The organism is Pseudomonas sp. 14P_5.3_Bac1 (assembly GCF_025466135.1).
Lineage (GTDB): Bacteria > Pseudomonadota > Gammaproteobacteria > Pseudomonadales > Pseudomonadaceae > Aquipseudomonas.
The window spans coordinates 70,194-86,243 of the sequence record NZ_JANLOF010000005.1 but is presented as its reverse complement, the minus strand read 5'-3'; the positions used below and the strand labels follow the sequence as shown (position 1 = coordinate 86,243).

Annotated in this window: 4 protein-coding genes; 2 read left to right on the top strand and 2 right to left on the bottom strand. The window is 63.1% G+C overall.

Features of this window, described 5'->3' with window-relative positions; genetic code table 11:
* Window positions 1-4: 4 nt before the first annotated feature.
* Window positions 5-1,177, top strand: a complete 1,173-nt coding sequence (locus tag NTD89_RS00940) for an MFS transporter (RefSeq protein WP_262206136.1) — start codon at window positions 5-7, stop codon at window positions 1,175-1,177.
* Here the strand turns inward: NTD89_RS00940 and NTD89_RS00935 are convergent, their stop codons facing one another.
* A complete protein-coding gene (locus tag NTD89_RS00935) occupies window positions 1,178-1,543 on the bottom strand; it encodes a type II toxin-antitoxin system HicB family antitoxin (RefSeq protein ID WP_145165728.1) in 366 nt (121 codons plus the stop codon).
* Window positions 1,540-1,791 carry a type II toxin-antitoxin system HicA family toxin gene (locus NTD89_RS00930; protein ID WP_262206135.1) on the bottom strand — a complete coding sequence of 84 codons (252 nt, stop codon included), beginning with the start codon at window positions 1,789-1,791 and terminating at the stop codon, window positions 1,540-1,542. Before NTD89_RS00930 ends, NTD89_RS00935 begins: the two co-directional genes overlap by 4 nt.
* Before the next feature lie 209 nt (window positions 1,792-2,000).
* Here NTD89_RS00930 and NTD89_RS00925 point away from each other — a divergent pair, with 209 nt between their 5' ends.
* Complete coding sequence (locus NTD89_RS00925) at window positions 2,001-16,049, top strand: non-ribosomal peptide synthase/polyketide synthase (protein WP_262206134.1); 14,049 nt, start codon at window positions 2,001-2,003, stop codon at window positions 16,047-16,049.
* Window position 16,050: the final 1 nt, after the last annotated feature.

Genomic DNA, 16,050 nt, shown 5'->3' with positions numbered 1-16,050 from the left:
CAGGATGGCAAATCCCTACGCCGAATTGTTCCACGCCCCTGGCAGCCGGGCTTTTGTACTGGCCGGCATGCTTGCGCGCATGCCGATATCGATGACCGGTATCGGCCTGATCACCATGCTGTCGCAAGTGCATGGCGGCTTTGGCCTGGCGGGCGCGGTGGCGGCGGTGTTTGCCTTGGCCACGGCGTTTTGTGCGCCGCAGGTTTCGCGGTTAGTGGATCGCTACAGCCAGGGCAGGGTGCTGCCGATAGCGGCGCTGATTGGCGGTGGGGCGTTGTTGCTGTTGCTGTTGTGCACCTGGTTGCAGGCGCCAAGCTGGACATTGTTTGTGTTCGCCGCCCTGGCCGGTTGCATGCCCAATATGTCGGCCATGGTGCGGGCGCGCTGGACCGAGTTGTACCGCGGCCAGCCCAAGTTGCAGACCGCGTTTGCCCTTGAGTCGGTGCTCGACGAGGTCTGTTTCATCATCGGCCCGCCGATCTCGGTGGGCCTGAGTGTGGTGCTGTTCCCGCAAGCCGGACCCTTGGTGGCAGCGCTGCTGTTGGCGGTGGGGGTGACCACCTTCGTGCTGCAACGCGCAACTGAGCCGCCGGTGCATGAACATCAGGACCATCACGGCCGCTGGCTGATCGCCTCACCGTCGGTACTGATCCTGATGATCCTGTTGCTGGCCATGGGCGTGATTGTCGGCGTGGTGGACGTGGTCAGCGTCGCATTCGCCCAGCATCAAGGCCAACCGGCGGCGGCGAGCATCGTGCTTTCGGTGTATGCCATTGGCTCGTGCCTGGCGGGGTTGGCGTTCGGCACGCTCAAGCTCAAGGCGCCGTTGCCCCGCCAGTTTCTGTTCTGCGGCGTGGCGACGGCGTTGACCACCTTGCCGTTGTTGCTGGTGACAAATATCCCCGGGCTGGCCGTGGCCATCTTCATCTCAGGCTTGTTCTTTGCCCCGACGCTGATCGTGTCCATGGCCCTGGTGGAGCGGATCGTCCCGCCCAGCCGCCTGACCGAAGGCATGACCTGGTTGATCACCGGCCTGAGTATCGGGGTGGCCATTGGGGCCGCCAGCTCGGGTTGGATGATCGACCATTTCGGCGCCACCAGCGGGTTCTGGGTGGCGCTGGTGGCGGGTGCGGTGGTGCTGGGCTCAGCGCTGCTGGGCTATCGAAGGTTGGGCTGATCAGCCGATCGCCGGAGAAGGTTCTGCGCAATGATGTTGCAAAAACTCATTCAGCGCCTGGCGCGTCAGGTCATTGAGCGTCACTTTCTTACGGGTCGCTGCCAGGGCTGCAGCCAGATGCAGGTCATGGCCGACCCGCACGTTGAATGAACCCTTGCACGGTTTCTCCGGTGTTTGCCCGAGGGTGTGGCACGTCGCGAGATAGTCTTCCACGGCCTCTCGAAAGGCCACGTCCAGCTCCGCGACGGTTTTGCCCTCATAGCTGACCAGCGCCTTGATAAACAGCACTTTGCCAAACAGGCAATTGTCTTCGAGGCTGGCTTCGATAGAGCCGATGTAGCCGTTGTGTTTCAGTTGGTTGTTCACTGAATCAGTTCTCCTGATTTCAATTGTTCGATGATCTGGCGCCGAATGTAGTGTTTCAGTTCGTTGCCAGGGTGAGGCTTGTGCAAGGTGATCATTGCACTGGGGTCGCCGATGTCGAATTTGACGCGGCTTCCAGCCCCTTCAATCTGTGTGTAGCCAAGACGCTTGAGTAGCGTTTCGAGCTCTGGCCAGGTAAAGGCCATGCGCTCGTTGAGCAGTTTGGCGAGCAGCTTTTCATTTTTGGACACGGCGTTCCCTGCGTGTAACTAAATGTAGTTGCAAAAAGTGGTGTTCGTCAATGCTAGCTCGGCTTCGTGTGTCTTTGCTGAGATTGATGTAACCCTTGATGACACCGCGCCTCACGCCCTTGATCCCCCGCTAATTTTTCCCCGCCCGGTTCGTTTTATAGGGACGACGTGCCTTTGTGCTTCCTGCCTATTGCTCCGGACTCCAAGAAATGAATGCTGAAGACTCCTTGAAACTTGCTCGCCGGTTTATCGGGTTGCCCCTGGAAAAACGCCAAGTATTCCTGCAGGCCTTGCAGAAAGAGGGCGTGGATTTTTCCCGGTTTCCGATTCCGGCGAGTGTGGAGGCAGAGGATCGCCAGGCGCTCTCCTACGCGCAGCAGCGCATGTGGTTTCTGTGGCAATTGGACCCGGCCAGCGGCGCCTACAACCTGCCCGGCGCGGTGCGGCTCAAGGGCGCGCTCAGCCTGCGTGCGCTGGAGCAAGCCTTCGCCAGCCTGGTGGCGCGGCATGAAACCTTGCGCACAGTCTTCCAACGCCAGGCCGATGAACGCCTGACCCAGGTTTCGGTAGATCCGTCGCTTGTCGTCGAGCACCTGGACTTCAGCGCCATGGCCGCCGTTGAGCAGGAGCAGGCCGTCAACGACGCGGCGACGCGTCAATCGCTGTTGCCGTTCGATTTGGAACACGGCCCTTTGCTGCGCGTGCAGTTGCTCAAGCTCAACGCGCAAGAGCATGTGTTGCTGCTGACCCTGCACCACATCGTCTCCGACGGCTGGTCGATGAACGTGCTGATCGACGAGTTCATCCGCTGCTACGACGCCCATGAGCGCAACGAGGCGCCGCAATTGCCGGCGCTGCCGATCCAGTACAGCGACTACGCCCTGTGGCAGCGCCGCTGGTTGGAAGCAGGGGAGCAGGCACGTCAGCTCGGGTACTGGCAGGCGCGTCTGGGCGACGAGCATCCGATACTGGAACTGCCAACCGACCACCCGCGTCCAGCGATGCCGAGTTATCAGGGCACTCGCCATCATTTCGCGATTGACCCAAGCCTGGCCGCGCAACTGCGAACCTGCGCGCAAAAGCACAACGTCACGCTGTTCATGCTGTTGCTGGGTGCTTTCAATGTGCTGCTGCACCGTTACACCGGGCAGGCAGACATTCGCGTCGGCGTGCCGATCGCCAATCGCAACCGTACCGAAGTCGAAGGGCTGATCGGCTTTTTCGTCAACACGCAAGTCCTGCGCACCGAACTGACCGGGCAAACCCGCGTTGGCGAACTGCTGCTAGGCATCAAGGAACACGCGCTGGGCGCCCAGGCTCATCAGGAATTACCCTTTGAGCGCCTGGTGGAGGCCCTCAAGGTCGAGCGCAGCCTGAGCCATACGCCGCTGTTTCAGGTGATGTACAACCACCAGCCGGTGGTAGCCGACATTGCCAATGTCAGCACCGCTTCAGGCCTTGAGCTTTCGCTGGTGGAATGGCAAGGGCGCACCACCCAATTCGACCTGACCCTCGATACCTATGAGAAGTCCGGCACCCTGCATGCTGCGCTGACTTATGCCAATGACTTGTTCGAGGCGCCTTCCATTGCGCGCATGGCCCAACACTGGATCAGCCTGTTACAGGCCATGGTGGCCGACGGCGAACAGCGCATTGGTGAATTGCCGATGCTGGCAGCCGATGAGCAGCACGTACTGACCCATGCGTGGAACCAGACTGACGAAGCCTACCCAACCGAGCGCGGCATCCATCAACTGATCGAAGACCAGGTGCAGCGCACGCCGAGTGCTCCCGCGCTGGTATTCGGCGAAACCACGTGGACCTACGCCCAACTCAATGCCCGCGCCAACCAACTGGCGCATGCTTTGCGTGAGCAGGGCGTGGGCCCGGACGTGCTGGTGGGGCTGTGCGTCGAGCGCTCCGTCGAAATGGTCGTGGGCCTGCTGGCGATCCTCAAGGCCGGTGGCGCTTACGTGCCGCTGGACCCGGAATATCCTCAGGAACGCCTGGCCTACATGATCGAAGACAGTGGTATCACGCTGCTGCTCAGCCAGCAAAGCCTGCTGGCCATCTTGCCTGTCGAAGGTATTCAGGTGATTGCCCTCGACCAGCCGGCCAGTTGGCTGGCGGGCTACAGCAGTGCATCGCCCGACAGCGGCGTTCACGCACTCAACCTGGCTTACGTGATTTACACCTCCGGCTCGACCGGCAAGCCCAAGGGCGCAGGCAACAGCCATCGCGCCTTGGTCAACCGCTTGTGCTGGATGCAGCAAGCCTACGAATTGACGGCCAGTGATGCTGTGCTGCAGAAAACCCCGTTCAGTTTTGACGTGTCCGTATGGGAGTTTTTCTGGCCGCTGATGACCGGCGCGCGCCTGGTGGTCGCGGCCCCCGGCGAACACCGCGAGCCGGCCCGGCTGATCGAAACCATTGGCCGCCACGCCATCACCACGTTGCACTTCGTGCCGTCGATGTTGCAGGCGTTTATCCATGAGCCGGGCGTGCAAGCCTGTACCAGCCTCAAGCGCATCGTGTGCAGCGGTGAAGCCTTGCCGCTGGATGCGCAACGGCAGGTCTTTGCCAAGCTGCCAGCAGCCGGGTTGTTCAACCTCTACGGCCCGACTGAAGCGGCCATCGACGTGACCCACTGGACCTGCATCGATGAAGGCGCCGACAGCGTGCCCATCGGGCGGCCCATCGCCAACCTCGCCACCTATGTGCTCGACGCTCAACTCAACCCGGTGCCCGCCGGTGTGTCCGGCGAGCTGTACCTGGGCGGTACCGGCCTGGCGCGCAGTTATCACCGGCGCCCGGCGCTGACTGCCGAGCGCTTTGTGCCGAGCCCGTTCGTCAACGGCGAGCGCCTTTATCGCACCGGCGACCGCGTGCGTCAGCGCACTGACGGCGTGATCGAATACCTCGGCCGTCTTGATCACCAGGTTAAATTGCGCGGCTTGCGCATTGAGCTGGGCGAAATCGAAACGCGCCTGCTCCAACACCCTTCGGTGCGCGAGGCGGTGGTGCTGGTGCAGGGTGGCAAGCAGTTGGTCGCCTACCTGGTGCTCGACAGCGAAAAGCCAGCGGACCTCAAGGCCTGGTTGCTCAGCAGCTTGCCGGAATACATGGTGCCGACCCATTTCGTCGTGCTCACCCAGTTGCCGGTCACCGCCAACGGCAAGCTCGATCGCAAAGCCTTGCCACTGCCGGATGCTGCGCCGCAACAGGCATTCATCGCGCCTTCGAGCGACCTGCAAAAAGCCCTTGCGGCGATCTGGAGTGATGTACTGGGCGTTCCACACGTGGGTGTGGACGACAACTTTTTCGAGCTGGGCGGCGATTCGATCATCTCCATCCAGGTGGTCAGCCGTGCCCGTCAGGCAGGCATTCGCCTGAGCCCGCGGGACTTGTTCCAATATCAGAGCGTGCGTAGCCTGGCGCTGGTGGCGAGCTTTGAGCAGGCAGTGGTTATGGATCAGGGGCCGGTCACCGGTGAGGTGATTCTGACCCCGGTGCAACAGGCGTTTTTCAGCCAGGCAATTGCTGCGCGCCACCACTGGAACCAATCACTGTTGCTGACCCCGCGCGAGGCGCTGGAACCTGCGCAGTTGGACGCCGCCCTCACACAGTTGATCAACCACCACGACGCCCTGCGCCTGAGATTCACCCGGCAGGCCGATGGCTGGCAGCAAGCCCACGCCGCACCGGCCGCTGAAGCTGTGCTGTGGCAATCCAGCGTCGGCACCGAGGCTGAATTGGCCGCGTTGTGCGATGAAGCCCAGCGCAGCCTGAACCTGGAACAAGGCCCGATGCTGCGCGCAGCGTTGGTCACCCTGGCTGACGGCGCCCAGCGCCTGCTGCTGGTGGTCCATCACCTGGTGGTCGACGGCGTGTCCTGGCGCGTGCTGCTTGAGGATCTGCAACAGGCTTACCGCCAGGTCCCATTACCCGCCAAAACCAGCAGCTACCAACAGTGGGCGCAGCAGTTGCAGGCGCACGCGTATACGCTGGAAGCGCAACTGCCTTTCTGGCTGGCGCAGTCCTGCGATGCCGAGCTGCCATGCGATAACCCCCAGGGCGGCCTGCACAATCGCCTGGGCGCCACGCTTGAAACCCGCCTTGATGCCGAACACACCCGGCAACTGCTGCAAGACGCGCCAGCGGCTTATCGCACCCAGGTCAACGACCTGCTGCTGACGGCGCTGACGCGCGTGATCAGCCGCTGGAGCGGCCAGGCCGCCGCACTGATCCAGCTGGAGGGCCATGGTCGCGAAGACCTGTTCGACAGCCTCGATCTGAGCCGCACGGTCGGCTGGTTCACCAGCCTGTTTCCGGTGCGTTTACAGGCCGCAGGCGAACTGTCGGATGCAATCAAGTCGATCAAGGAGCAACTGCGCGCGGTTCCGGAAAAGGGCCTGGGCTACGGCCTGCTGCGCTATCTGGGCCAACCGCAATCGCGTGAAGCCCTGGCCGATTTGGCTGCGCCGCGTATCACCTTCAACTACCTGGGGCAGTTCGACCGCCAGTTCAACGAGTCAGTGCTTTTCGTCCCGGCCAGCGAAGGCAGCGGCCAGGCGCAGGACCCCCAAGCACCGTTGGCCAACTGGTTGACGGTGGAAGGGCAGGTGTATGGCGGTGAGTTGTCGCTGCAATGGGGTTTCAGTCGCGAGATGTTCAACGCTGCGACTATTCAGCGCCTGGCGGATGACTACGCTACGGAACTCAAGGCGTTGATCGAGCATTGCTGTGCAACGCCTGCTGGGCAGGTCACGCCGTCGGACTTCCCGCTGGCGCGTATCACCCAGCAGCAACTGGATGCGTTGCCCGTGGCCGGGCCGGACATCGCCGATCTTTACCCGTTGTCGCCGATGCAGCAGGGCATGCTGTTCCACACCCTGTACGCGCCCCAGGGCCAGGCCTATATCAACCAACTGCGCCTTGACATTGAAGGCCTTGACCTGCTGATTTTCGGCCGCGCCTGGCAAGCGGCACTGGACCGGCACGACATCTTGCGCAGCAGCTTCCACTGGCTGGGCCTGGACAGCGCCCATCAGGTAATCAGGCGTCAGGCCGACGTGCAGTTGCAGGTGATCGAAGACGTGAATGCCGACCTCGATGCGCTGGCTGATGCCGAACGCTCACGCGGCTTTGAACTCAATGCCGCACCGCTGTTTCGCCTGATGCTGGTGCGCAGCACAGGTTCGGCCTGGCACTTCATCTTCACCAGCCACCACATCCTGATGGATGGCTGGAGTAACGCGCAGTTGCTCGGCGAAGTGCTTGCCCATTACGCAGGCCAGGCCGTGCCGGCGCCGCAGGGGCAGTTCCGCGATTACCTGGGCTGGCTGCAACAGCAACCGTCGGGCGAGGGCTACTGGAAAAATGCCCTGGCGCCATTGCAAGCGCCAACCTTGCTGGCTCAGGCACTGCGTGCGCCGGTCGGCGGCGTGGGCATGGCTGACCATCAAGTGCTGCTGGACAACGACTTTACTCAGGCCCTCGGCGAATTTGCCCGCCAACAAAAAGTCACGCTCAATACTGTGCTGCAAGGCGCCTGGAGCCTGTTGCTGCAACGCTACAGCGGCCAGGCTTGCGTGGTGTTCGGCGCGACCGTCGCCGGGCGTTCAGCGCCGCTGCCGGGGATTGAGCAGCAGTTGGGCTTGTTCATCAACACCTTGCCGTTGATCAGTGCCGCGTCGCCCGCCCAATCGGCCGGCGCCTGGCTCAGCGAGCTGCAAGCCTTGAACCTCAGCTTGCGTGACCATGAACACGTGCCGCTGTACGACATCCAGGCGTGGGCTGGCCAGCAAGGTGCGGCGTTGTTCGACACCTTGCTGGTGTTCGAAAACTTCCCGGTGGCCGACGCATTGAAGCAAGGTGCGCCCGCAGGCCTGACCTTCGGCCGCATGCACAACCATGAGCGCACCAACTACCCGCTGACCCTGGGCGTCGAACTCGGTGCCGGCCTGCGCCTGGACTTCAGCTATGACCGCGCCCATTTCAGCGAGCAGCAGGTGAAGCGGCTGGGCGCCAACGTGCGTTACCTGTTGGCGCAAATGATGGCGGACGCCGGTGTGCCGCTGGGTAACCTGCAACTGCTTGACGCCGCGGCGCAGCACGATGTACTCACGCTCAGCCAGTCTGCCGGTGCCGCCCAGCGTCCTCAGCGCGTGCATGAGCGCATCGCTGCCCAGGCCCACGCCACACCTGACGCGCTGGCGGTTCAGGCGGGCAGTGAGCGGCTGAGCTACGCCCAACTCAACGCCCGGGCCAACCGCTTGGCCCATCATCTGGTGGCGCTCGGCGTAGGGCCGGGCCAGCGTGTAGGCCTGGCCAGTCGGCGTGGTCCGCAGCTGATCGTCAGCCTGCTGGCGGTGCTCAAAAGCGGTGCTGCCTATGTGCCGCTGGACCCGAAATACCCTGCAGAACGTTTGGCCTACATGCTGGCAGACAGTCGTTTGAACGTGCTGCTCAGCGAAACCGGTTTGCTCGCGGATCTGCCGCTGCCACAAGGTTTGGTCCGTGTGGATTTCAGTGCGTCTGGTGAGGAACTGGACGGCTACCCGGCGACCAATCCGCTCAACACGGCGGCGGCGGCCGACCTGGCGTATGTGATCTACACCTCCGGTTCTACCGGCCTGCCCAAAGGCGTGGCCATCGATCATGCCGCGCTCGGCCAGTTCTGCGACAGCGCAGAGGCCTACAGCCGGCTCAGTGCGCAGGACCGCGTACTGCAATTTGCGACCTTCAGCTTCGACGGCTTTGTCGAGCAGTGCTACCCGCCGCTGTGCGTGGGCGCCGCCTTGATTATGCGTGGCGACGAGCTGTGGGACGCCGGCCAACTGGCGCGCGAGATCGTCGAACAGGGCGTGACCCTGGCCGACTTGCCGGCCGCTTACTGGTATTTGCTGGCCAAGGAGTGCGCCGTCGACCGCCGCACCTTGGGCAACCTGCGCCAGGTGCACGTGGGCGGTGAAGCCATGTCGGTGGAAGGCATCCGTGCCTGGCATGCGGCGGGGCTGGGCGCTGTGCGCCTGGTCAACACCTACGGGCCGACCGAGGCGACGGTGGTGTCCAGCGTGCACGATTGCCAACTGGCGGATGCCAGTGATGCGTTCGGCGTGCCGATTGGCCGCGCCATCGCAGGCCGTTCGTTGTATGTGCTCGACAGTGGTTTCGAGCTGCTCGGCACCGACGGCGTCGGCGAACTGTGCATCGGCGCCGAAGCGGGCCTGGCCCAGCGCTATTTCGACCGCCCGGCCTTGACCGCCGAACGCTTCCTGCCGGACCCGTTTTCTGCTGTGCCCGGTGCACGCCTCTACCGCAGTGGCGACCTGGCGCGTTACAACGAAGCCGGTGCGTTGGAGTACGTCGGTCGTATCGACCATCAGGTGAAAATTCGTGGCTACCGCATCGAAATGGGCGAAATCGAGGCCGGCCTGCAAGCTTTGCCGCAGGTGCGTGAAGCCGCGGTGATCGCCCAGCCGAGTGCGGTTGGCATGCAACTGGTCGCCTACGTGGTGCCCGCCCATGGTCACACCCTGGACGCTCAGGACCTGGCGGCCACCTTGCGCCAGTCTCTGCCCGATTACATGGTGCCCGGGCATTGGCTGGTACTTGACGCTCTGCCACTGAACAACAACGGCAAGCTTGACCGCCGTGCACTGCCGACGCCTGACCTGAACCTGCGTCAACAGGCGTATGTGGCCCCGCAAAGCCCGCTGCAAGTGCAATTGGCGGCGATCTGGCAAGCGGTGTTGCAGGTCGAGCAGGTCGGCCTGACGGATCACTTCTTCGAGCTGGGCGGCCATTCGTTGCTGGCCACCCAGGTGATTTCCCGCGTGCGTCATGAGTTGAAACTGGAAGTGCCGCTGCGCGCACTGTTTGAGCAGCCGACGCTGCAAGGGTTTGCGTCGGCCTGTTCGGGCTTGCATCAACACAGCGCTCAGCCGCTGGTGGCGCTGGAACGTGGCCAGCCGATGGCGCTGTCTTTCGCCCAGGAACGCCAGTGGTTTTTGTGGCAACTGGACCCCACTAGCGCCGCGTATCACGTACCTACGGCGCTGCATGTGCGCGGCCAATTGGACATCACCGCGCTGGAGCGCACGTTCCAGGCGCTGGTGCTGCGCCATGAACCGTTGCGCACCACCTTTGCTGACGACGGTGAGCGGACCTGGCAGGTGATTCATCCCGACCTGGCGATAAATGTCGAGCAGGCGAGGGCAGCGGCCCCGGCGATCCAGGCCTGTGTGGAGCAAGAGATCCAGCGCCCGTTCGACTTGCGCAACGGCCCGCTGATGCGCGTCAAACTGCTGGTGATCGCGTCCGATCACCATGTGCTGGTGATCACCCAACACCACATCATCTCTGACGGCTGGTCGATGCACGTGATGGTGGATGAGTTGGTGGCGCTGTATCAGGGCCAAGCTCAGCTGTCGGCGTTGCCGATCCAATATGCCGACTATGCCGTGTGGCAGCGCAACTGGATGGCGGCCGGTGAACAACAGCGCCAACTCGATTACTGGCAACAGCGCCTGGGCGATGAACACCCGGTGCTGGAACTGCCGTTGGACCACTCGCGCCCGGCGGTGCAGAGCTTTCGCGGTGCGCGTCAGCAGGCCCAACTCGAACCTGCGTTGTTGGCTGACCTGAAGGCATTGGCCCAGCGTGAGGACGTGACCCTGTTCATGCTCTTGCTGGCCTCGTTCCAGACCTTGCTGCATCGCTACAGCGGGCAGTCCAGGCTGCGTGTCGGGGTGCCGATCGCCAACCGCAACCGCCTCGAAACCGAGCAGCTGATCGGTTTCTTCGTCAACACCCAAGTCATCCAAGTCGACCTTGACGGGCAGATGGCCTTCGAGCAATTGCTCGGTCAGGTCAAGCAGCGCGCCCTGGAGGCCCAAGCCCATCAGGACCTGCCGTTCGAACAGTTGGTAGAAGCGCTGCAGCCAGCGCGCAGCCTGAGCCACAACCCACTGTTCCAGGTGATGTTCAATCACCAGGACAACCTGCGCTCCGCCCCGGTGCAACTGCCGGGCCTGGCGTTAGAGCCGCTGGATTGGGCCGGCCACACCACGCAATTCGATTTGAGCCTGGAAACCGAAGAGTCTGCCGACGGCCTGTGGGCCTCTCTGACCTACGCCACCGATCTGTTCGAACCCGAGACGCTTGCGCGCCTGGCGCAACATTGGCAAAGCCTGCTGCGCGCTGTGGTGAATGACGCGTCGCAGGCGCTGGATGAACTGCCGATGCTCAGCGAGCAGCAATGGCAACAGACTGTGCACAGCTGGAACGACAGCCACGCCGAGTACCCGCATACGCGTTGCGTGCATCAGTTGTTCGAAGCGCAAGTACTGGCAACACCGGACGCAAGCGCACTGCAATTCAATGGCGACACCCTGAGTTACTGCGAACTCAACCGCCGCGCCAACCGCTTGGCCCATCGCCTGATTGCGGCGGGCGTCGGCCCTGACGTGCTGGTGGCGGTGCATGTCGAGCGCTCGTTGGACATGGTCGTCGGCCTGTTGGCGACCCTCAAGGCCGGCGGCGCCTATGTGCCGCTCGACCCGCAGTTCCCGGCGGATCGGCTGGCGTTCATGCTCGGAGACAGCCAAGCGCAGGTGTTGCTGACCCAGCCACACCTCAATGGTCGCCTGGCGCAACCGCAGGGCCTGCACGTGCTGCTGGTCGATGACGCGTGTGGGGACGAACACAACCCGCAGGTCAATGTCACGCCGGAGCACCTGGCCTACGTGATTTACACCTCTGGTTCCACCGGCAAGCCCAAGGGCGTGATGGTGCGGCATCAGGCACTGTGCAGCTTTACCTGCGGCATGGCGGACACCCTGCAGATCGGCAGTGATGCGCGGATTTTGTCGCTGACCACTTTCTCATTCGACATCTTCGCCCTTGAGCTATACGTGCCACTGACCGTGGGCGCCACGGTGCTGCTGAGCGGCAAGGAACTGGCGCTCGACCCGGAGGCGATTCTCGATCTGGTGCACAACCAGTGCGCCAATGTGCTGCAAGCCACGCCTTCGACCTGGCGGATGCTCCTGGAAAGCCCGCGCGCGTCGCTGCTACAGGGCATCAAATGCCTGTGTGGCGGCGAAGCGCTGCCGGTCGACCTGGCCCAACGACTGCTCGACCTGCAGGGCTCGGTGTGGAACCTTTATGGCCCGACGGAAACCACCATCTGGTCGGCTGCTCACCGCCTTGAGCAGGCGCAGCCTTTTGTTGGTCGCCCGATTGCCAACACGTCGCTGTTCATTCTCAACGCCGGGCTGACGCCATGCCCACAAGGGGCGGCCGGTGAATTGCTGATCGGCGGCGCTGGTCTGGCGCGCGGTTATCACGCGCGCCCGGCGCTGACCGCCGAACGTTTCGTGCCCAACCCGTATGGCGCACCCGGTGAGCGCCTGTACCGCACCGGCGATTTGGCGCGCTATCGTCCGGACGGCGTAGTGGAGTACATCGGCCGCGTAGACCATCAGGTCAAGGTGCGCGGTTTCCGTATCGAGCTGGGTGAAATCGAAGCCTGCCTGCGTGAGAACGCGGCGGTGCGTGAAGCCGTGGTACTGGCCGACAACGACCGTTTGATCGCCTATCTAGTGACCTTTGCTCCCGAGCAACAGGCGAGCCTGCGTGAGCAATACAAGGTTGATCTGCGCGCGCGTTTGCCGGACTACATGGTGCCTGCGCACCTGATATTCCTTGAAACCCTGCCGCTGACTCCCAACGGCAAGCTCGACCGCAAGGCACTGCCCAAGGCGGATGCCGAGCTGTTGCTCAAAGCCCATGTGGCGCCCGTCAGCCCGCGCGAACAGCAGGTCGCGGCGATCTGGGCCGACGTGCTGGAGGTGCCGCAGGTGGGCCTCGATGACCACTTTTTTGAACTGGGCGGGCATTCGCTGCTGGCCACGCGCGTGGTGTCGCGAGTACGTCAGGTAGTGGCGTTGGAAGTCGCGCTCAAGACCCTGTTCGAACAGCCTGTGCTCGGTGACTTTGTGCGTGCCTTGGGTGAGGAGGGCGTCACCGCGCCTGCACTGCTCAAGGCCGACCGTGCGCAGCCGTTGCCACTGTCTTACGCCCAGGAGCGCCAGTGGTTCCTTTGGCAGCTCGACCCGCACAGCTCGGCGTACCACATCCCCAGCGCCTTGCGCTTGAAAGGCGCGTTGGACGTGGCCGCGCTGCAACGCAGTTTCGACACCTTGCTGGCGCGCCATGAAAGCCTGCGCACGCATCTGCGCCAAGACGCGAGCGGTGCGGTGCAAGTGATTGAAGACCTGGGCCTGATTGAAATCGAACGTTGCGATACCGATGAGGCCGGGCTCAAGACGCAAGTGGCCGAGGCGGTCGCGCAGCCGTTTGACCTGCTGCGCGGGCCGTTGCTGCGCGTGAAATTGTTGCGCCTGGCCGCGGACGATCATGTGGTGGTGCTGGTGCAGCACCATATCGTCTCCGATGGCTGGTCGATGCAGCTGATGGTCGAGGAGTTGGTGAAACTCTACGCCGCCTTCAGCGACGGCCACACGCCGAATTCGCCGGCGTTGCCGATTCAATACGCCGACTACGCCCTGTGGCAGCGCAACTGGATGGAGGCCGGCGAGAAAGCACGCCAGTTGGCGTACTGGCGTGAACAGTTAGGCGGTGAGCAGCCTGTACTGGAGTTGCCGTTTGACTACCAGCGCCCGGCGTTGCCGACCCATCGCGGTGCGCGCTTGGGCTTTGAATTGACACCGCAGCTATTGGCTGGCTTGCGTGGTGTGGCGAAACAGGCCGGGGTCACGTTGCCGATGGTGTTGCTGGCGGCCTATCAGGCCTTGCTGCACCGCTACAGCGGTCAGGAAGATGTGCGCGTCGGCGTGCCGATCGCCAACCGCAACCGCCTTGAAACTGAGGGCCTGATCGGCTTCTTCGTCAACACCCAAGTGCTTAAGGCTGACGTCAACGGCCAGATGAGCGTGGCGCAACTGTTGCATCAGGTGCGCCAACGCTCTCTGGAAGCCCAGGCCCATCAGGACCTGCCTTTCGAGCAACTGGTAGAGGCGCTGCAGCCCGAGCGCAGCATGAGCCTGAGCCCGTTGTTCCAAGTGCTGTTCAACCACCGCGTGACCTCGGCGGGCAGCCATTTGCAGCGTTTGCCGAGCCTGCAGGTCGAGGTGTTGAGTTGGGATGAGGGCGTGGCACAGTTCGACCTGGCGTTGGATGTAGAAGAGTCGCGCGAAGCACTGCATGCATCCCTGAGTTACGCCACTGATCTGTTTGCCCCCGCGACCATCGAACGCATGGCCGGGCATTGGCAGAACCTGTTGCAGGCCATGGTCGATGATCAGCAGCAGGCCATCGGGCAGTTGAACCTGCTGAACCCGGATGAGCAGCAGCACATTCTGCACCTGTGGGATTGCACCGGCTCGGGCTTCTCAGCCGCACGTTTGGTGCACGAACTGATCGCCGACCGCGCGCGGGAAACCCCAGATGCCGTGGCGGTGAAATTCGACTCGCACACCCTGACTTACGGCGAGCTTGATGCACAGGCCAACCGCCTGGCGCATGCGCTGATCGCTCGTGGTGTGGGGCCCGAAGTTCGCGTGGCGATCGCCATGCCGCGCAGCGCTGAAATCATGGTGGCGTTCCTCGCCGTGCTCAAAGCCGGTGGTGTGTATGTGCCGCTGGACATTGAGTACCCGCGTGATCGCCTGCTCTACATGATGGGCGACAGCCGCGCCCAGTTGCTGTTGACGCACACCAGCGCCTTGCAGCAATTGCCGGTCCCGCAAGGACTGAACACTCTGGCAATCGACCGCAGCGAGGACTGGGCCAACTTCAGCGACGCCGCCCCTCAGGTGGCACTGGACGGCGACAACCTGGCCTACGTGATCTACACCTCCGGCTCCACCGGTATGCCCAAAGGGGTGGCCGTGTCCCACGGTCCGCTGGTGGCGCACATCATCGCCACCGGTGAGCGTTACGAAACCGGCCCGGCGGATTGCGAACTGCACTTCATGTCGTTCGCTTTCGATGGCTCCCACGAAGGCTGGATGCACCCGCTGATCAACGGCGCCAGCGTGCTGATCCGCGACGACAGCCTGTGGTTGCCGGAGTACACCTACGCCCAAATGCACCGCCACAATGTGACGATGGCGGTGTTCCCACCGGTTTACCTGCAACAACTGGCCGAGCACGCCGAACGCGATGGCAACCCACCGGCAGTGCGCGTCTACTGCTTTGGCGGGGACGCGGTAGCCCAGGCGAGTTACGACCTGGCATGGCGCGCACTGAAACCCACCTACTTGTTCAACGGCTACGGCCCGACCGAAACCGTGGTGACGCCGCTGCTGTGGAAAGCCCGTAAGGGCGACCCGTGCGGTGCGGTGTATGCGCCCATCGGCACGTTGCTGGGCAACCGCAACGGTTACGTATTGGATGCGCAGTTGAACCTGCAACCCATCGGCGTCGCTGGTGAGTTGTACCTGGGCGGTGAGGGGGTGGCGCGTGGTTACCTCGAGCGCCCGGCACTGACCGCCGAGCGTTTCGTACCGGACCCGTTCGGCAAACCTGGCAGCCGCGTGTACCGCAGCGGCGACTTGACCCGTGGTCGCCCGGACGGCGTGGTGGATTACCTGGGCCGTGTCGACCATCAGGTGAAAATCCGGGGTTTCCGCATCGAACTAGGTGAAATCGAAGCCCGTCTGCGCGAACAGGACAGTGTTGGTGAAACCGTGGTGGTGGCACAGGAAGGCCCGACCGGCAAGCAACTGGTGGCATATGTCGTACCCACTGATCCGGCCCTGATCGACCAGGCCGAGTTCCGCGACGCCTTGCGTCGGGCCCTCAAGACCCGCCTGCCGGATTACATGGTGCCCACGCACTTCATGTTCCTCGCGCAGATGCCGCTGACCCCCAACGGCAAGCTCGATCGCAAAGGCTTGCCCGCGCCGGATGTGAGCCTGATGCAGCAACGCTACGTGGCCCCGCAAACCGAACTGGAACAGCAGATTGCGGCGATCTGGGCCGAGGTGTTGCGCCTGCCGCAAGTGGGCCTGGACGACAACTTCTTCGAAGTCGGCGGCCATTCTTTGCTGGCGATCCAGATCACATCGCGGGTCCAGTCCGAGCTGGGCCTGGAAGTGCCCCTGGTTGAAGTGTTCCAGACCGAAACGCTGCGCGCCTATGTGCAGGCCGCAGCCACCTTCCGCGCCGGCAGCGCGGAAGATTTTGATGATCTTCGTGACTTTTTGAGCGAACTAGAGGCGATTTGAA